Raw genomic sequence first — 18,687 nt, 5'->3', positions numbered from 1 at the left:
ATGTTGAAGTCGGAAGGTGGAGTCAGCGACATCGGATCGCCACCGTGCCGATGGCATTCCGGGCCGCGCACGGCGCCACAGGGCGGCGGTGCGAGTACCACGATCCCCGAAATGGACGAAAGGACGCACTATGTCAGCGGACCCGCTGAAGATCGCAGTACTCCTCGGTAGCACCCGTAAGGGCCGGTTCGGACCCGTGGTGGCCGACTGGTTCGTCGGGCAGGCCCGGCAGCGCGACGACATGGACGTCGACGTCGTCGATCTGGCCGAGGCCGACCTGCCGGCGATCCTGCCGGACTTCTCCGACGAGCAGGAGCCGGAGGCCGTCCGGGCGCTCGCGCCGCGCCTCGCGGCGGCCGACGGTTTCGTCCTGGTGACGCCCGAGTACAACCACAGCTATCCCGCCTCGCTCAAGAACGCCATCGACTGGTACCTGAAGGAGTGGCAGGCGAAGCCTTTCGCCTTCGTCTCCTACGGCGGCGTCTCCGGGGGTCTGCGCTCGGTGGAGCACCTGCGGCCGGTGCTGAGCGAGGTGCACGCCATGAGCATCCGCGACACGGTGAGCTTCCACGGTGCCTGGGAGCAGTTCGACGAGAACGGCCAGCCGCGGGAGCCCGACGGGTGCAACACCGCCGCCAAGACGATGCTGGACCAGCTGGCATGGTGGGCCATCGCACTGCGCACGGCGAGGAACGAACGCCCCTACGGCGCCTGACCCGGGATCCCACATGACCGCCAACGTCTCCACGGACGAGCAGATCGGCAGCCGTCCCCGAGCTGTCCTGGGCGTGCTGCTGCTGGCCTCCACCCTCACCGTCATGGCGGGGGCGATCCTCACACCCGTACTGGACGCGATCCGGCTCGACCTGGGTGTCACCGGCACCCAGGTCGGGCTGATCATCACCGCGCACGGGCTGGCCATCGCCCTCGCCAGTCCGTTGATCGGGACGGTGATCGACCGGCTCGGCGTACGGCTCCCGCTGGTCTGGGGGCTGGTGCTCTACGGCCTGGCCGGGGGTGCGGGGCTGTTCATCGACTCCTACCCCTTGCTGATCGTGAGTCGGATCGTGTTCGGCGTCGCGGCGGCGGCGGTCTTCGCCGGCACGACGGTGGCGCTGCTGGCCCTGTACCGGGACGCCGAGCGGGACCGGGTCATGGGATGGCGTTCCACCGCGATCAGCATCGGCGGGGTGGTCTGGCCGCTGCTGGCCGGCGCGGTCGGGAGCCTGTCCTGGCACAAACCGTTCGCCATCTACCTGCTCGGCGTGCCACTGGGGATCGCCGCGCTCCTGATCCTGCCGGACACCGGCGGCGAGAGGGCCCGCGGGGACGGTGACGAGCGGATCCTGCCGGCCCTGCGCCGGCACCCCGTGGTGCTGGGGCTGTACGGGCTGGTGCTGGTCTCCGCCATCCTGCTCTACGGCATAGCGGTGTTCATACCGCTGCGGCTCGCCGAGATCGGTGTGCAGCGGCCGCTGCTCATCGCGGTCATCGGGGTGAACGTCTCGGTGGCGATGAGCCTCGTCGGCCTCGCCTACGGCCGGCTCCGGGCGAAGGTCGACTACCCGGCGATGCTGCTGGGCGCGGCGGTCCTGTGGGCCGGGTGTTTCGTGCTGCTCGGCACCACCGGCCAGCCTCCGCTCGTGGTGGTGGCCCTGGCGCTGTTCGGCGCCGGTCTGGGGCTGGTCATCCCGGCGACCACGGTGCTGGTCGGCGAGACGCTTCCGCTCGATCTCCGTGGCCGGGGGATGGCGCTGCTCGGCACGGTCACCTTCACCGGACAGTTCCTCTCCCCGCTCGTGCTCGGGCCGGTGGTCGACGCGACGTCGATCACCGTGGGTTTCCTGGCCTGTGCCGCCCTGTCGGTGCTCCTGGCGCTCGCGCTGGCCCTTCCGGGCAGTCGGGCCGCCGTGGCCCACGCCGGGGCGGACCGCGGCACCGACGACTGAACCCCCTTCGGCCCACCCGCCCGGCCGCGCGGATGGCACCCCGCCATCCGCGCGGCCGTTTCCGTCCGGTCGGGAGGATCCCGTCCACCGGGACCGCCCGCCGCGTCCGTGAGGAGAGAATCGATGATCAATGTGTTCCAGTCGAGCCTCGGAGCCGACGAGCTCCAGGCGGTCGCGGAGGTCTTCGAGAGCAACTGGCTGGGCCACGGCCCCCGCACCAAGGCGTTCGAGGAGGAGTTCGGGGTCCACCTGGGCGTCTTCTACACCCAGTCGGCGGTCGAGTCGGCTCAGCTGATGCTCACCGCGCTGGTGGACGCGGCCCGCCCGGTGCTGCGACTCGGCGCGATCCGCGACCTGGGGTGGCCCGTCGGCCTGCTCGACCTCGCGCTGGGCGTCATCGTCGAGACCGGCGGGACCGCACCGCTCTACCTGGCCGGGTACGACCCCGGCTACGAGCAGGCGCCCTACCCCGGCTTGTACGATCCGCAGCTGGCCGGTGACGTGAGTCCTCTCGTCAACGCCATGGAAGCACCCGATGTGCGTCCCACCGCCAGCCCGGACGTCGACGTGGTGCCGGTGCGACCCGTGCCCGCGGACGGGCTGGCCGAGCGGCTGCCCGTCCTGAAGGAGCGGTGCGCGGCCGGGGACGAGGCAGCGGTGCGCGGCCTCTTCGCCGAGGCGGCCTGGGATCTGCTGGTGGGGACCGTCCGGGCCGCCCCGCCGACGGTGGTGGCCCGCCTCGTCCAGGTGACCGGACCGTACCGGGATCGGCTCAGCCCCGAGCACCGCCGGATGGACGACGTGTTCCGCGACGCCGCCTGCCCGTCCTCGGCAGCGGTCGCCACGGCCGGTGAGCGGCCGGTGGCGGGCAACCGATGACCCGTCCCGCTCCGCTGTCCCTGCTGTACGCCGCCCAGGCGGTCGCGGCCGTGGGCATGGCGGCCGGCGGCACGGCTGGCGGACTGCTGGCCGTGGACCTCACCGGCGACCACGGCGCGGTCGTGCTGCCGTTGGGCGCGCTCGTGCTCGGGGCCACCGCCGCGGTCCCGCCGGTCAGTGCCGCCATGCGCCGTCGCGACCGCCGTTCCGGCCTGCTGCTCGGCCTGGTCGTCGCCGTGCTCGGCGCGCTGGTCGTGCTCGTCGGCGCCCACCTGCGGCTGTTCACGCCGGTGCTGGTCGGCCATGCCCTGCTGGGCGCCGGCAACACCGCGGTGATGTTCGGCCGCTACGTGGCCGCCGACCTGGTGCCGTCGGGCGCGGGGGCCACGCCGCGTCGCGCCACCGCCGCGGTGGCGGGGGCGCTGACCGCGGCGTCGGTCGGGGCGGTCCTCGGCCCCAACCTCCTGGCACCGGCCGGCAGGCTGGCCGACGGCGCCGGCCTGCCCGTTTCCGCCGGGTTGTACGCCCTCGCGGTACCGGCCTTCGCCGCGGCGGCGCTCCTGGTGCTCCGGCTGCCGGCGGGCCGGCCCGACCACCTGGCGGCCGACGCCGCCGCATCGGACCGGGCGGGGCGTGCCCCTCGCCATCTGCCGCTCGCCGTCCCCGTGCTGCTCGGGGTGGCCAACGCGACGATGGTGACGATGATGGCGGTGATGCCGCCCGCGCTGCACCACCACGGCTGGCACCTGCCAGCGGTGGGGCTGGTGGTGAGCGTCCACGTCGCGGCGATGTTCGGCTTCTCCCCGGTGTCGGGCTGGCTGTGTGCCCGGTACCCGGTACCGGCCGTCGCGGCCGGCGGAGCCGTGCTGGCCGCCGTGACGGCGGTCGCCGCGGGCCTGTTGGCCGAGCCGTCGGGTACGGCGGCGGGCGTGGCGGTCGCGCTGATCGCCCTGGGTGTCGCGTGGAACGTCCAGCTGGTCAGCGGGACGATACTGCTGATCGCCGGGCTCCGGGCCGCGGATCGGCACCGGGGGGAGGCGGCGGGCGAGGTGGTGATGGGCCTCGGCGCCGCCGCCGGGACCCTGTCGGCCGCACCGCTGCTGACGTACGCGGGACTGGGCGGACTCGGTGTGTGTGCGGCCGTGCTGAGCCTGGTGGCGGCGATGGTGGTGGTCCGGGCACGCGGGCGCACGGACTCCGGCGCCGGCCCGGCGCGGGACCCCCTCACCGAGATGGAGCCGACGCGGTGAGACCGGCGGGGCGAGCCGCACGCCCTCGCATCCTGACCGGCCGGCTGGATCGGGGTGAGCGGGCCCTGCTCGGCCGGGCACATCAGCGCCGGGTCGGGCAGGGCCGCGAGGTCGACGCCGGGAGCCGTGATCGCGCCGACCGCGTCCAGCACGGAGACGAGCGTCGGCGTCGTGCCCGGCTGCCGTGCGGGTCGGGGTCAGCGAAAGCCGGCGGCCAGGAACGCTCCGAAACCGGCCAGGGCCAAGGGGACGGCCGTGGCCATGGCCAGGAGCCGCTGGCGGTTCGTTCGGCTGGCCAGCACGACGACCAGGACGCCGAGCACGGTCCTGATCGCGGCCAGCACCGGCGGCTCGGCGCCGTAGTCCGGGTGCCCGGTCAGGCGAACCAAGAGAACCGCCTCGGCGAACAGCACCGCCCCCGGTAGCGCCACTCCGACGACCTGCCGCCATCCGCGCTCACGTGCCCAGGTGCCGGCGGTGCCGAAGACCACTCCGGCCAGGATGCCGAAGCACATCCACACGATTGACGTCGGGGCCCACAGCACCGACAGATCGTCGCCCTGGATGAGCGCCGCGGCGAGGTAGTAGCTGGGTACCGCGATGACCAGCGCGCCGACGGCGCCGACGGTCGACCACAACCAGCCCGACCGGACCCGGAACGCGAAAACAAAGGCGGCGAGTGCCCAGATCGCACTGGAGTTGCCCAGGTCGCCGAGCGGATACGGCACATATTTGATCCACACGAAGTCGAGGAACCCCAGCAGAACGCCGGCCAACGGTGCGGTTCGAGCGACTCGCTCAGGGCGGGATTGCATGAGGCGTGAGCATACTGCGTATGCATGGGGTGGCGCTGTGTCGGGGTCGGCGGCAGGCGCGGCGGACCGCTGTGCCGGATGCGGTCCTCGGTGTCGAAGTGGTCGCCCATGAGGTTGTTCGGCGGGGGCGTGCACGTTCCGCAACGACCGGCCGGCGAATCCGGGCAACTGGACGCCGGAGCGCGAGGCCGCGTCGATGACGTGCTGGTGTCGTTGTTTCGGAGAATGCAAGAAACGGGAAGCCCCGGCCATGGGCCGGGGCTTCCGCTGAATAGCTGGATTACGCCGGGGAGAGACCTTCCGCGAAGTCGTAGAGGCTCTTGATGTCGTTGTCGAAGTACGGTCCGTCGAATTGTCCGTTGCCCGGGTTGTCGCCGTGGCTCACGACGCTGTTGATGTATCCGAGGCCGTTCTGGTCGTTGTATTCCTGGAGCCAGGGTCCGCCGCTGGAGCCGTAGGTCATGTTGCACCACATCCGGATCTGCTGACCGCCGGCGTGCCAGGTGCCGCTCTGGCAGTACTGCTGGCTCTCCCCGCCGCCGAGATTGGACGGGTAGCCGAGGGCGGTGACCAGGGGGACGTTGTAGCCCCAGTTCCAGCGCAGGCCGTTGCCGCCGACCGTGTCGACCACCTTCAGGCCGTAGCTACCGCCGTTGTGCATGATGGCGATGCCCATGTCCTCGTCATGGCTGCTGTTGTTGATCCACGCGGTGCGGGCCGTGAGTTGGTAGGCCACGAACGTGCCGAACGGCCGGACCCCGTTGCGGTACCGCGGGACGAACTGCCAGTTGCCGTACCACTGCCCGCCGCGGCCCTGATGCACGCAGTGACCTGCGGTGACAACCAGTCGCCGCTTGCCGCTCGCCGTGGTGCTGGCCGAGCAGGAGGCGGTACCGCCGTTGGGCGTGGTGAAGTAGACCTTGCCGACGGTCTGCGACTCGGTGAGCAGGATGCTGACGTCGTCACCGCTGGCGATGCGCGGGGCCACGGGCGCGACCGCGCCCGCCGGTCCGTCGGGCTTCCGGGCGCGGTTCGGCGACTCGGGCGGGCCGACGCGCTTCAGGTCCAGGTCGACGGCCTTCGCCATGCGCTCGGGCGTCCAGAAGGCGGCGACCTCCTTGGCGACGGCCGCGTTGGTGATCGCGCGGCCGTCATGGGTGCGGGCGACGGTGGTCGTGTTGCCGTTCCGGTCGCTCGTGGCCGGCTTCGCCTCGGCGGCCGGCGCGCCGGTCACGATCAGCGCGAGCGTCAGGCTGGCCATTGCGGACCATTGCAGGGCGGATTTCAAGAGGCTCTCCCTTGCTGTGGTTCTCCATTCGGACCACCGCATCGTATTGAGGATTCGCGATTGATCGGGATCCCAATACGATGACGGATCACCGACATTGATCCGCCCCCCGATGGAAATGATTAACGGGGAGTCGGTTCACCGACACGTCTTGACTGTCATGAATGCGCAAACTCCTGGCGGATGGCGAGTCGGCACAACTGCGACGGCGAGGATGTGACACGCGCGCCGGAAGCCGCGGCCGCCCGGGCGGGGCGAGTCTCCGTGGCGTGCGACACGGGTCGGTCCGCCGCGGTGCCGCGCCTGGTAGAAATGCTCACCGCGCAGCACACGCACCGACGCCCCGAGGTGCCCAGGCGTGGTGGGGCGGACGCCGGCTCGACTACCGCGTGCCCGACTGACGGCTGCCCTCCGGGAGGACCCTCGATGATCACTCGTGTCGACGTGGAGATCGCCGCGCGGCGTACCGCCGGGCGCACCCGGCGCACGCCCGTCGTCACCGCCGGGCCCGACCTCGTTTCTGCGGAGACCGTCTTCAAGCTGGAGTTCCTCCAGCACACCGGTTCGTTCAAGGCGCGCGGCGCGTTCAACCGGATCCTGGCCGCCGCGGAACAGGGCCAGCTGGATCCGTCCGTCGGCATCGTCGTGGCCTCCGGCGGCAACGCCGGTCTCGCGAACGCCTACGCCGCGGCGCAGCTCGGCGTCCCCGCGACGGTGTTCGTGCCGCAGGGCGCTCCGCCGGTCAAGGTCGACAGGCTGCGGGCGTACGGCGCGACGGTGGTGGCGCGTGGCAACGAGTACGCCGAGGCGTACCAGGCCGCCGTCGCGCACGCCTCGACGACGGGCGCGGTGTACTGCCACGCCTACGACCAGCCGGAGATCGCCGCCGGCGCGGGCACCCTCGGTCTGGAGCTGCGGGACCAGGTCGGCGGCGGGCTCGACACGGTCCTGGTGGCCGTCGGCGGGGGCGGCCTGATGGCCGGGGTCGCGGCGGCGCTGGAGGGCGAGGCCCGGGTGGTGGCGGTCGAACCGGCATCCGTTCCGACCCTGCACGCGGCGCTGTCGGCCGGCGCTCCGGTCGACGTCGGCGTCTCCGGTGTCGCCGCCGACTCCCTCGGCGCCCGCCGCGTGGGTGACATCGCCTTCGACGTGGCGGTGCGCACCGGCGTCCGGTCCGTCCTCGTGTCCGAGGAGGAGATCGTCGCCGCGCGGCACCGGCTCTGGCAGGACTGGCGCGTCGTCGTCGAACACGGAGCCGCCGTCGCTCTCGCCGCTCTGACCTCCGGGGCCTACCTGCCCGAACCGGGCGAACGGTTGGCCGTCGTGCTGTGCGGGGCGAACACCGGTCTGCACGATCTGTCGTAGGGACGCCGCGTGCCGGGAGGACGCTCGTACCGGTGGTCACCGCGGGTGCGGCATGGTCTGCCGGCCGAGTTCCCCGACGACACCGACCGGGGGACCGACGAACCCTGGGCACGCCCGCTCGTCCTGCTGGCGCGCGACCGCCCCGGTGACGCTGCCGTTGCCCTGCGGCGGACCCCCGCAACCGCCCCACTCGGAATGGGCCGACGTCGAATGCAACCGGTGGGCGAGGGCCGTGCGTCATCAATAGAGATCCCCCGAGATGGCGAAGGAGCCACCGGATGACTAGGCAGAAATTTCGTAGTCTCCGATCGCTCGCCACGGTGGGCGTCCTGCTCACCGCGCTCGCCGCGCACGCCGTGGGGTCGAGTGCGGACAGCTTCGCCGCCGGCGGTTCGCCGCTGCTGCCAGCCGGGCAGACGTACGAGGTGACGCTGCTGACCGGTGATGTCGTCACCGTGCACACCCGCGCGTCCGGTTGTCCGGTGGTCAGCGTGCGGCCGGTCGACCCGAGCGGCGTACTGCACCGTAGTTGCGGCGCGGACGGCCGGGTGCGAGTGGTGCCCGGCCAGGTGGCGCCGTTGCTCGGCGAGGTGCTCGACGAGTCACTGTTCGATGTCACCACGCTGATCAGCCAGGGGTACGACGACGCACGGACCGCCGAACTGCCGCTCATCGTGCGGCCCGCGGGCAGTCCGGCCGGCACCAGGCTCACCGGCGACCTGCGCGGTAGGCGGGCGCTGCCGAGCATCGGCGCGGTGGCCGGCCGGCAGCCCAAGGCCAAGGGAAAGAGCTTCACCAGGTCGCTGTCCGCGGGCGGCGCGGGCGCCGCGAAGATCTGGCTGGATCATCGGGTACGGGCCACCGCCGCGCCTGGGCAGAGCGAGCGGCTCGACGCCAACCTCCGACAGGTGGCCGCGCCGCAGGCGTGGGCGGCCGGGTACACCGGGCGGGGCGTCCGGGTCGCCGTGCTGGACACCGGTATCGACCCCACGCACCCGGACGTGCGTCGCCGGCTGGCCGAGCGCCGCGACTTCACGGTCGACGACGGTGACGGTGTCGACCGGCACGGGCACGGCACCCACGTGGCGGCCACCCTGGCCGGCTCGGGCGTCGCGTCGCGCGGCCAGCGCCGCGGCGTCGCCCCCGAGGCGACGCTGCTGGCCGGCAAGGTCCTCGACGACCAGGGCTTCGGGTCCGACTCGCAGGTCATCGCCGGCATGGAGTGGGCCGCGCCCCGCGCGGACGTGGTGAACCTGAGCCTGGGCGGATTCGAGGCCAGCGACGGCACGGACCCGCTGTCGCAGGCTCTCGACGCGTTGACCGAGGAACACGGCACGCTGTTCGTGGTCGCCGCCGGCAACGACGGACCCACCGACCGGGGAGTCACCGCGCCGGCGGCCGCCGCCAGCGCGCTGACGGTGGGGGCCGTCGACGCCGATGACGAACTGGCCGACTTCTCCAGTCGCGGCCCGCTGATCAACACCTTCGCGGCGAAGCCGGAAATCGTCGCGCCGGGCGTGGACGTCATCGCCGCCCGTGCGGCGGGCACCTCGCTCGGCCGGGTGGTCGATGCCCACTACACCGCCGCCTCCGGGACCTCGATGGCCGCCCCGCACGTCGCGGGCGCCGCCGCCCTGCTGGCCCAGCGGCAGCCGGGCTGGACCGCCCGGCAGCTCAAGGCCGGCCTGGTCGGCGCCGCGGATCCCCTCGCGGGCGCCGACCCGTACACGGTGGGCGCCGGACGGCTGCACGCGGCGCGACCGCTCGCCGGCCTGGTCGCCGACGCGGGCCTGGTCAACCTCGGCACCTTCGCGCACCCGCAGTCCGGCCGGGCCGAGACGAAACTGGCCTGGACCAACACGGGGACCCGGACGGCCGACGTGCGCCTGTCCGTGACCGCCGCCGACCGGCACGGCACCCCCGCCCCGTCCGGGGCGGTCGCGCTCTCCGACGCGGCGCTCTCCGTCGACCCGGGCGGCACCGCCGCGGTGGTCCTGCGCGTGGACCGAGCCCGGTTCGCCGGCGCGCCCGGCCTGTGGGCGGCTGTGGTCACCGCCCGCACCGGCGCCACCACCGTCCGCACGCCGGTGGCGTTTCACGTCGAGCCGCGCAGCCACGACCTCACGCTCTCGATGACCCCACTGCCGGGCACCGCGCCCGAGGTCAGCGTCTTCGCCTCCGGTCAGATCGTCAACCTGGAGGACCCGGCCAGGTACGCGGTCCGCTTCTCGTTGAGCCGCGACCAGACGCTCCGGGTACGGGTGCCCGCCGGCCGCTACAGCGTCACCGGCGCGATCTTCGACGACGACTTCGAGGCGGGCGTCAGCCGGATGGTGCTGGCCGGCGACGCCGATGTGACCGTGACCGCGGATACCGAGGTGACCCTGGACGGCGCACAGGCCAGGCCGGTCACGATGACCGTCGACGGGGTGCCGACCGAAGCGGTCGCCGTCGGCGTCTCCTACGAGCAGCAGGCACGGCGCGGCCCGGGCTGGTCCGGCTTCGCGTACGCCTGGGGCGAGAGCGCCCGCCGGTGGAGCACGTACGCCACCCCGATGGCGCAGCCGCAGGTCGGCGAGTTCCAGGCGTACACCATGGCGGGGCTGCAGGCCCCCGGCGCGGGGCCGAGCCCGTACCTCTACGACGTGATCGTGCCGCACGAGCACGGCCTCCCGGCGGACCTGGCGCACCGGGTCACCGCCGCTGAACAGGCCACCATGGCCCGGATCGACCAGCGGTTCCACCGGCTCGACCGGCCCGACACGGTGACCAACCACAAGCGGTACGGGATCGCGCCCTCCGGACAGTTGATCGCCGAGACCGGAACGCTCGACCTGACCGGCGATCGAGTCGACTACCTCTCGTCCGGCTACTCCTGGATCGACGAGGCGTTCTACGACGGTGTCGTCACCCAGGAGGCGCCGCGGCGGTACCCGCCGGGAAGCCGCCAGGAGAAGGTCTGGGTCCGCCAGCCGCTGCGGCCCGACTGGTTCGACGACCCGGCACCCAGCTACAGCGCCTGCTCCCCGGCGCCGGTCACCCGTACCGCCGGGAACCTGCACGTCCAACTGGTCGACCTGGCCGACGCGCATCAGCGGTTCGACTGCCTCGGCGATTTCGACGGCTGGCGGTGGGACACCAGCCGGCGGCTCACCCTCTACCGCGGCGCCGCCAAGATCGGGGAGTACCCGGAATCGTTCGGTGACTTCCCCGTTCCGGCCACGGCGGGCACCTACCGGCTCACCTACGAGCTGGACGCCAGCGCGGTGCTGCCCGTCTCCACCAGAGTGAGCACGGCCTGGACCTTCCGCTCGACCGGCCCCTCGGGCACCGGCCGCCTTCCGGTGCCGCTGCTGTCGGTCGACTACGCACTCCCACTGACGGCGGCGAACCGTCCGGACGGCGGCACGGCCGCGTTCACCGTCCACCAGGCACGCGGCACCGACCGGCAGGAGATCACCTCGTTCGCGCTCTGGACCTCCGTGGACGACGGCGCCACCTGGAAGCCGGCGCAGGTGCGGCGCGACGGGACCGGCCGGTTCACCGCACCGGTGCCGCAGCCGTCCGCCGGTGAGGCTGTCTCGCTGCGCGTCGCGGTCCGAGCCAGCGGTGGCAGTGGGTTCGAGCAGACCATCATCCGCGCCTACCTGGCCGGGCAGGGCCCGCCAACCAGTTGATCAGCGGCCGTGAGCGGCGCGGTCGGGTGGACCGACACCTGCCAGCCGGACTCCGGTCAGATCCACGGCAGCGGGTCGACCGGGCGGCCACCGAGCCGCACCTCGAAGTGGAGGTGGGGGCCGGTGGAGGCACCGGTGGATCCGACCCGCCCGATCAGCTGTCCGGTCCTGACCTGCTGACCGGGCGACACAAGGAGCTTGGACTGGTGGCCGTAGCAGGTGGAGAGCCGCTGCCCGTCCGCCCTGCCGTGGTCGATGCAGGTGTAGTTGCCGTAGCCGCCGTACCAGCCGGCCCGGGTGACGCGCCCGGCTGCGGCTGCGAGGATCGGGGCGCCGGTGGGCGCGGCGAGATCCACACCTGCGTGCAGTTGCCAACGGTGGTAGTACGGGTCGAAGCGGTTGCCGAACCTGCTGGTGAGCCGACCCGACAGCGGAGAGCTGAGCGGGCCTCCACGGTATGCGGCGGGGTTGCGGGACGGGCGGGCGGCGGCGGTCGTGAGGCGTGCGCGGCGGTTAATTTCCTGCCGGAGTCTCGTCTCCTCCTGCTGGCGGTGGACAAGTTCGCTCTGGCCTGAGCTGATCGCGGCGGACAGGGCGGCGGCGCGGCCGGTGGCGGTGTCGACCACATCTACCGAGTCGGCTGCGGCGAGGGCCGTGCCTGGGGCCGGATCGGAGGCCGGGGCCGCGCCGGTGGTCAGGGCGGTCAGCAGTTGCAGCACGGGATCCGGTTCGCGCTGCACCCTCGTCAGGTCGGCGCGGGTGCGGGCGAGGATGTTGTGCAGATACTGGATCCGGTGCTGGACATCGGTGAGCGCGGCGACCTGACGCGCTTGTGGTGTGACGGCGGGGTCCGTCGGCGGTTGGGGATACAGGTCGGCGCCGGGGTCGGCATCGATGATGGCCGCGGCTGATCCCGGGCTCACGATCGGACTGCCGGTGTCGGGGCGCGTCGGCCCGACCCGCGGTGGTGTGCCGGTGGCCGGTGGGGTTCCCGTGGGCGGTGTCGGCCGTCCGGTCGGGGGAGCAGCCGACGGGGCCGTTGGTGGCTTGACGGTCGGCGGCTTCAACGGCGGCGGCGGGACCGATGGCGGCTTCACCGAGGGCAGCGGCAATGACACCGACGGGGTGGGCAGGGGTGGCAGGGGCAGTGGTCCCCGGGCCACGCTCTGCGCGGCGGCAGCATCGACGCCGGCGTCCAGGCACAGGGACGTCGTCATCAGTGTCGCTGCCGCGGCCAGGGCCGCGAACCTCGCGTTCCTACATCCTCGTCGCGTCATGCCGGACTCCTGCCGCCTGCTTTTGCCGATCCCGCTTGCTGTATCGGTTCCCGGTGCTCGGTCGTAACAGCCGGCGGGTGGGACACTGGTCGGGCGCGACGACGCCGCAGCCGCCGCTGTGCCAGCAGCGCGCCTGCCGCGACCGCGCCTGCCACGACAGCCACCGGGAGGACCGACATCCCCGTCCACCGACTGGGCGACTGCGCCCTCGGCGCGACGGCAAACGACTCCTGCCGTCGCTGGTCGTCAGGTGTCGCCGGCGATCCTGGCAGCAGATAGGCGTTGCTGGTGACCCCGGCCGCTGCGGACTGCGCCGAGGTGACACTGACCCGGTTGCGGACCAGCGTGCCGGCCGGCGTACCCGAGCGGACCGTGCCGGTGATCGTGATTCGCGGTGCGGGCGAGCCGGCTTCCAGGCGCAGATCACCGAGGTCGCAGACCACGCTACGGGCGGACACGGCGCAGCGCCCCGGTTCGGCGCGGGCGTTGACGCCGTCCAGGTCGACAGTGGTGGTGAAGGTGACCCGCGCGGCGGTGACGGCGCCCGGACCGGCGATCGTGACGGTGTGGGTCACCCGCTGCCCGGGCAGCGCAGCGAACGGTGCCGAGGTCAGCGCGGGCGCGGCGGCTAGCGCAGGGGGCGGGGTGGGCGCCAGGAGAGCGCCGGTCGCGGCGGCCATGGCACCCGCCGCCGTGGCAATGGATTCCCACACGTTCACGCTGTAGGCCCTCCGATCGGGACCGCGCCCGGCCCGGGCCGGGCGGTACCGGCCGTGACTGGTCGCGGTAGGGGATCTCCGCGACCGGGCCGGTGCGACATCAGCGACGCCGGGGCAGCCGGCCACGCCGCCGAACCCGGATGACGGCACCACAGGTGATCACCGATGTGGCGAAGGGGAGAAGGTCGCCGCATGCGGGTCGCCTCGACCGGCGAACTCGCCGGCACCGGCGCTGGCATACTGCTGCGCACCAGGCAGGACGAAGATCTGGTGCGGTGGGGAACAAACACGACGGTCACGAGCGATCGCGATGACATGCGCATCCTCATCTCACGTGGTCACCTACCTGGCCCGCCGGGTGTGGTGCCCGGTGGTGGCTGCCGCGGCAGCCACCACCGGGAGGCGGCAGGGACAGCTTTGGGAGGCCGGTGGGGCCAGCCGTTGCTATGTCATCTCGTGTCGGTCGCGGTGACGGTGAACGGCACCGCGGCACCGAGCCACAGTTGGGTCAGGATGTAGCGGGCCCCACTCGGGATGGTGCCGGATTCGTCGGCGGCGGCGGACGCCGCAGTGCCGACCAAGGTGCACGAGTCTTCGTAGAAGTACAGGTCGAAGTCGTACGGGGCGGAGCCCGCTCCGCGTACCTGCACCTCGTGGGCGCCGTCGCCGAAACTGTCCGGCAGCTTCGTGACCCAGCCGTCCGCGCCCTGCGCCGGCACCCCCGGCACCGCGCAGGCCGTCCTGAATGCCGTGGCGGTCACGCCGGTGGCGTCGTCGGCCGTGCCGGTGGACGGATTGCCCGCGACGATCACCCCACTGTCGGTCACCGGCGCGTCCGGCGCAGACGGCGGCAGCGGCTCCACCCCGGTCGCGGTCTGCGAGAAGACCTGCAGCTCCGCGACCTGCACCTCCGTCTTGGTCTCGCCGAGCGCGGTGTCGGTCCAGAACCGCACGTACTGGGCCTGCACCGGCTTCGGCAGGGTGAACTGTCGGTAGTGCAGATCGGGTGCGGTGGGGCGGGGCGTCTGGTAGCTGAACGCATCCGCCCGGGTCAGCACCGTCTGCCAGTTGGCCCCGTCGGTGGATGTCTGCAGGGTGAACCCCCGCAAGCCCTCGAATCGGGCGGTCGCGAACGCGCTCACCTGCACCGATGAGACCTGCGCCGGGGCGGCCAGCTTGATCACGGCGTTGCCGGTGCCCGCCGCGGCCTTCCAGCTGCTCGCCTCAGTGTCGTCGATCAGCCGTCCGGCGCCGCTGGCGGTCGCCCCGGCGACGGTTGCGCCATTGGCCGCGGACGCCAGGTTGGGCGCGAGCGTGAACCGCAGCGCTGAGGTCCTGCCGGCCGTGACCTTCACGCCGGGGAAGGTGCGAGAGCCGAACCCCGCCGCGGTGACGGTCACCGGGTACGTGCCGGCCGTCACGGGTGCGGAGAACCCGCCGTCCGCGGACGAGGTGCGCAGCGGCGTGACCCGCGCCTCGAACACGCCGAGGCTGATGCGGGCGCCGGGGACCGGCCTGCCGGTGGCGGCGTTGACGACAGTGCCGGTCAGGGTGCCGTTGCGGGCCGGGTTCGGATGCTCGTACGACGGGGTGGGGTCGGTGTCCTCACCGCCGTCGGTGGCGGCGTGCAGGCCCAGACCCCGCTTGGCGAAGGCGCCGTAGACCGTGTCCACGATCGCCGCGTAGTCGGACCTGCTGTGGTAGCGGTTGTCCAGGGCGGTTCGGATCGCGTCGCGCATGTCGACGAAGGACGGCTCAGCCGGGGACAGCGGCATCGCGTCGGTGACCAGTCGTGCGGCCATCTCGCCGCCCACCGCCTCGCCGTAGCGGGCGACGAGGGCCTTGCGCATGTCCCACAGGATCGCCGTCCAGATCTCCCCGTCGGAGTGGACTTCGGCGCCGCCCAGGTCGTAGCCGATGTCACCGAACCCGGTGGGGTTCTGGTCGTAGCTCCAGTTGCGGATGCCGCGGTGGGCGTTGCCGGTGGCGTGCTGGCCCACCACCGCGGTGGTGGCGAGCTTGTTGCCGTAGAGATAGTTCAGCGCGTACCAGTCACCCCAACCCTCGCCCATCGAGCCGGACTGGTGGGTGTTGAGGGCGTTGTCCTCGGCGCTGACGTAACGGTTGGACAGCCCGTGGGCGTACTCGTGCTCGATGACGGACGCGTCGAAGTTGCCGTCAGCGTACGGCCCCTCGAACGTGTCGTTGATCGGCTCCCACAGGAACATGCCGCTCCACGGCGGAATGCCGTCGGGCAGGGTGAGCATGTAGGCGTTGTCCCGGCCGGTGTAGGTGGGCGCCCCGCCGCTGACCGCACCGGCGTGCACCAGCCCCAGGACAGGGTCACCGCCCTGGCCGCCGTTCCCGCCGTTGTTGGTCTGGAAGTTGCCCCCGGACTCGGTGAAGCCCAGCGCGCGGAACTCGTCGTGGATGCGGTTGTGGTGCCAGAACAGGTTGGTCGCCGCCGCGTCGAGATCCTGTGCGTAGCTCGGCGGCACGGTCTGTCCGCCAGTGCGTGTCCAGTGGGCCTGGTAGGCGTAGTTGAACCGGGCGGTCGGGCTCACCGGGCGCGGACCCTGGTCGGCGGGCACCAGGAAGTTGGAGTAGTTGGCGTACGTGTTCGCGTTGTTGCCGAACGTTGTCGGCCCATCGAGCCCCGCCACACCGGTCGGGTCCACATAGCCCGACGGCGACTGCGCCGTCGGTCCGAACGACCTGACAACCGGAGTTCCGCCCGCGGCGGCCCCTGGGTGGTTCTCGTAGACCGTGCCCTCGGCATCGTGCGCCACCAGCGACGCCTGATACAGCGTCTCACCGGTCGCCCCGTCGACGACCAGGTCCCATGCCTGGTCCAGCGCCTTGACGAAGAGCACCCGGTAGGCCGGGCGAGCGCCGTCCCGGGTCGGAAACGCGCCCTTCTGAACGTAGGAGTCACCGGCGAAGGGACCCCTGGCGAAGACCTGGAACCCGGCGCGCTCCCCGGCCAGCTCCGCCGGGTAGCCGATGCCGGCGGCGAGCCGGCCGACCACGCCCTGCAACGCCTGCGCCGCGGAAAGCGTGTGCGCCGCGACCGGCCGCCCGCCGCGGGCGGAGTTGCCGGCGTAGGAGAGCACCCTCCCGTCCTTGGCGACCGTCACCCCAAGGCGGCCACCGCGCACCGCCCGCAGGCCGGCGTACGTCTGCGCGAAGTTGACCACGTGCGTGCCGGTGCCGACGAGTTCGTGGTCCCGTACCACGGTCAGCGCCGCCACGTCCGCCGCCGTCAGGCCGAACGCCTCCCGGTTGGCCTCGATGAAGGATCGGGCCACCGCCACCGGCTCGCCGGTGCGTGGACGGGTGAGCCACCCGCCGTCCCTGCGAATCGTCCGAGGCGTCCCGAAGCGTCCGTCCCAGCTGACCCGCGTGCCCGCACCCGCGGCCGCGACCAACGTACGCACCGCGGCGAGCTGCGCGTCCGTCGGTCGCACGGCTTCCGAGGTACGCCGCACGTCCAGCCGGTCACTGGTCGGTGACCCGACGTCGACGACAGCCGACGCCACCGATGGATTGAAGGTCAGCAGGAGGGCGATCGTCGCCCCGACGGCGAGGGGTGAACGGATACGCATGGAAGCTCCTCACGTGCCTGCGTCGTGACGGTAGAAGCCCGTCACTATGGACATCGCCGCCACCAGCTCAAACGCAACGTGATCCGCAGGCTCGATGTGGGCCCCTCGAGGTAGCCGACCGGCACCAGCTGCACGGCCAAGCAGGGGCCAACGAGTTCGCTGCCTGCGTCCGCGTCCCGATGAGCCCTCTCAGGCCGCTATGTTGTTCGGCGTGCTCGACTACGACCACGAGGCGATCACGTACGACGCGTCCCGGGGCGGGGAGGCGAGGGCCGGCGCTACGGCCGCGGCCGTGGCGTCGTTGCTCCCCGACGGTGCCCGCCTCGTCGTGGACGTGGGGTGCGGCACCGGCCTCGTGACGGCACGCCTCGGCGGGCCGGACCGGTGGGTAGCGGGGCTCGACGAGGCGGCCGGCATGCTGGGCGTCGCGGCGCCGCGTCTCGGCGGCAGGGTGGCGCGCGGCGATGCCCGACGGCTGCCGCTGCGTGCCGCTTCGGTGGACGCGGTCGTCCTGATGTGGGTGTTGCACCTGCTCGATCCGGAAGACGCCCGGCAGATCGTTGACGAGGCTGCGCGAGTGCTGCGTCCGGGCGGGGTGCTGATCATCACGGTGGACAAGAACCGGGCGAACTTTCGCGTCGACAGCGACGTCGCCGCCGTGGTGGGGCCGGTGTTCGACCGGTGCGCCCGACCCCAGGCCGACACCATCGCCCTGGTGACCGCCATGGCCGGCCGGCACGGGCTGGCGCCGGTGGGCGAGACGACGTTCCTCGGGCACGGCCAGGGGCGCAGTCCCCGCCAATGGCAGCAGAAGATCCTGAACCTGCCGTGGGTCGCCGAAGGCCGGCAGGAGACGCTTGGTGCACTCACCCGCGCGCTGGCGGCGCTGGGCGCCGCGGCTGTCTTCCAGGGTGAGCCCATGACCGCGGTCACGATCCTGGCCAGCGTGCTGATCATCTCCGGTGTCGCGGTCGGTGCGGTGCGCATGCCGCGACGGTCGTCGTCCGGAGCCACCCCGCCGGCCCCCGGAATGGACGAGCCCGTCCCGGTCCTCACGGCGCGGCGTCCGCGGTAGGGCCGGTCTCTGCCCGGGACGGTCACGTCCCGGATCGAGCGTGACAGCAGAGGCTGGTGAGCGAACCGAGTAGGCCAGTGGCCGGGAGCGGGAGGGGAACCCGGGCCGCAGCAGCGAGCCGTGATGGCGGGCGGCTGTTGTGTGGCTCAGATTTCTCCCTTGTCGAGCAGGGCCTCGGAACGCTTCATGATAGGTTCGGCCGCAGCGTCGCGTGCCGGTGGCAGACTGTGCCAGGCATGGAGGCGCCGGACCGAAGGGAACACGACGATGATGACCGTCGTCCCTTCGCCCTCCACCTGTGAGTGAGGGCGAGAAGACCAGGCTCGTTGCCTGGAGCAGAGAGCTACGCGGCGTCCACGACCGGCTGCGGCAAGCACTGACCGTGACCCAGCAGGCTCTGGCCGACGGCGAGCCGGCGCAGCCGGCAACCAGGGATCTGCTGCTGTTCTGTCACGGGTTCTGCGCCGCACTGACCGATCACCACGTTGGCGAAGACCGTGACCTGTTCCCCGCGATTGCCGAGCAGCACCCCGAGCTGCGCGAGACGCTCCACTACCTGCGGCAGGACCACTCGATGATCGCGCATCTGCTGGGTGGGCTGCAGGCCGCCGTGGCCAATGCCAGTCCGCCTGAGGAACTGGGCCGGCACCTGGAGGGCGTGGCGGCGATCATGGAGTCACACTTCAGGTATGAGGAACGCCAACTGCTGACAGTGTTGGAGACGCTGGCGCTGGACGCCGACCCCGAGGTCGTGCTGGGACCCCTGTGACCCGACCGACGCACCCACC

General features: G+C 72.4%; 13 protein-coding genes. 8 read left to right on the top strand and 5 right to left on the bottom strand.

The window, feature by feature from the left end:
- Positions 1-130 precede the first annotated feature (130 nt).
- From AC5L3Z_RS07120 to AC5L3Z_RS07105, 4 genes are all read left to right on the top strand, one after another.
- Positions 131-715: an NADPH-dependent FMN reductase gene (locus tag AC5L3Z_RS07120; protein WP_494840457.1), complete on the top strand. Its 585-nt coding sequence runs from the start codon at positions 131-133 to the stop codon at positions 713-715.
- Between the two features lie 13 nt (positions 716-728).
- Positions 729-1,949, top strand: a complete 1,221-nt coding sequence (locus AC5L3Z_RS07115) for an MFS transporter (protein WP_494840456.1) — start codon at positions 729-731, stop codon at positions 1,947-1,949.
- A 123-nt stretch (positions 1,950-2,072) separates the two neighbouring features.
- Positions 2,073-2,828 (top strand): DegT/DnrJ/EryC1/StrS family aminotransferase, encoded by a 756-nt coding sequence (locus AC5L3Z_RS07110; protein ID WP_494840455.1) that lies wholly within the window; start codon positions 2,073-2,075, stop codon positions 2,826-2,828.
- A complete protein-coding gene (locus AC5L3Z_RS07105; RefSeq protein WP_494840454.1) occupies positions 2,825-4,078 on the top strand; it encodes an MFS transporter in 1,254 nt (417 codons plus the stop codon). The genes AC5L3Z_RS07110 and AC5L3Z_RS07105 overlap by 4 nt, the downstream gene beginning before the upstream one ends.
- A gap of 197 nt (positions 4,079-4,275) precedes the next feature.
- Here the strand turns inward: AC5L3Z_RS07105 and AC5L3Z_RS07100 are convergent, their stop codons facing one another.
- Both AC5L3Z_RS07100 and AC5L3Z_RS07095 read right to left on the bottom strand, forming a co-directional pair.
- Entirely contained in the window at positions 4,276-4,854 is a 579-nt protein-coding gene (locus AC5L3Z_RS07100; RefSeq protein ID WP_494840452.1) for a DUF6518 family protein, read from the bottom strand.
- A gap of 319 nt (positions 4,855-5,173) precedes the next feature.
- Positions 5,174-6,154, bottom strand: a complete 981-nt coding sequence (locus AC5L3Z_RS07095) for a trypsin-like serine peptidase (RefSeq protein WP_494840450.1) — start codon at positions 6,152-6,154, stop codon at positions 5,174-5,176.
- Positions 6,155-6,607: 453 nt separating this feature from the next.
- On the opposite strand from AC5L3Z_RS07095, the gene AC5L3Z_RS07090 reads away from it, so the two are divergent.
- Together AC5L3Z_RS07090 and AC5L3Z_RS07085 are read left to right on the top strand one after the other, a co-directional pair.
- The gene (locus tag AC5L3Z_RS07090) at positions 6,608-7,546 is read left to right on the top strand and encodes a threonine/serine dehydratase (RefSeq protein WP_494840449.1); all 939 of its coding nucleotides are present in this window, start codon (positions 6,608-6,610) and stop codon (positions 7,544-7,546) included.
- Between the two features lie 278 nt (positions 7,547-7,824).
- On the top strand, positions 7,825-11,223 hold the full coding sequence (locus tag AC5L3Z_RS07085; RefSeq protein WP_494840448.1) for a S8 family peptidase: 3,399 nt from the start codon (positions 7,825-7,827) through the stop codon (positions 11,221-11,223).
- 56 nt (positions 11,224-11,279) lie between these two features.
- On the opposite strand, the gene AC5L3Z_RS07080 is transcribed toward AC5L3Z_RS07085, so the two are convergent.
- The 3 genes from AC5L3Z_RS07080 to AC5L3Z_RS07070 form a co-directional block, all read right to left on the bottom strand.
- Entirely contained in the window at positions 11,280-12,146 is an 867-nt protein-coding gene (locus AC5L3Z_RS07080) for a M23 family metallopeptidase (RefSeq protein WP_494840447.1), read from the bottom strand.
- 350 nt (positions 12,147-12,496) lie between these two features.
- On the bottom strand, positions 12,497-13,219 hold the full coding sequence (locus tag AC5L3Z_RS07075; RefSeq protein ID WP_494840446.1) for a hypothetical protein: 723 nt from the start codon (positions 13,217-13,219) through the stop codon (positions 12,497-12,499).
- A gap of 449 nt (positions 13,220-13,668) precedes the next feature.
- Complete coding sequence (locus AC5L3Z_RS07070) at positions 13,669-16,824, bottom strand: M36 family metallopeptidase (RefSeq protein WP_494840445.1); 3,156 nt, start codon at positions 16,822-16,824, stop codon at positions 13,669-13,671.
- A gap of 211 nt (positions 16,825-17,035) precedes the next feature.
- On the opposite strand from AC5L3Z_RS07070, the gene AC5L3Z_RS07065 reads away from it, so the two are divergent.
- Positions 17,036-17,899: a class I SAM-dependent methyltransferase gene (locus tag AC5L3Z_RS07065; RefSeq protein WP_494840444.1), complete on the top strand. Its 864-nt coding sequence runs from the start codon at positions 17,036-17,038 to the stop codon at positions 17,897-17,899.
- 298 nt (positions 17,900-18,197) lie between these two features.
- The gene (locus AC5L3Z_RS07060; RefSeq protein WP_494840443.1) at positions 18,198-18,668 is read left to right on the top strand and encodes a hemerythrin domain-containing protein; all 471 of its coding nucleotides are present in this window, start codon (positions 18,198-18,200) and stop codon (positions 18,666-18,668) included.
- The last annotated feature ends 19 nt before the right edge of the window (positions 18,669-18,687 follow it).

Source organism: Micromonospora sp. LZ37, assembly GCF_059359015.1.
Note: the sequence above shows the minus strand (reverse complement) of the source record. Positions and strands in the feature narration are given on the sequence as shown.

Coding starts and splice junctions, on each gene's coding strand:
- AC5L3Z_RS07105 (WP_494840454.1), top strand. CDS start 2,825: ATGACCCGTCCCGCTCCGCTGTCCCTGCTGTACGCCGCCCAGGCGGTC.
- AC5L3Z_RS07090 (WP_494840449.1), top strand. CDS start 6,608: ATGATCACTCGTGTCGACGTGGAGATCGCCGCGCGGCGTACCGCCGGG.
- AC5L3Z_RS07110 (WP_494840455.1), top strand. CDS start 2,073: ATGATCAATGTGTTCCAGTCGAGCCTCGGAGCCGACGAGCTCCAGGCG.
- AC5L3Z_RS07070 (WP_494840445.1), bottom strand. CDS start 16,824: ATGCGTATCCGTTCACCCCTCGCCGTCGGGGCGACGATCGCCCTCCTG.
- AC5L3Z_RS07115 (WP_494840456.1), top strand. CDS start 729: ATGACCGCCAACGTCTCCACGGACGAGCAGATCGGCAGCCGTCCCCGA.
- AC5L3Z_RS07120 (WP_494840457.1), top strand. CDS start 131: ATGTCAGCGGACCCGCTGAAGATCGCAGTACTCCTCGGTAGCACCCGT.
- AC5L3Z_RS07085 (WP_494840448.1), top strand. CDS start 7,825: ATGACTAGGCAGAAATTTCGTAGTCTCCGATCGCTCGCCACGGTGGGC.
- AC5L3Z_RS07095 (WP_494840450.1), bottom strand. CDS start 6,154: ATGGCCAGCCTGACGCTCGCGCTGATCGTGACCGGCGCGCCGGCCGCC.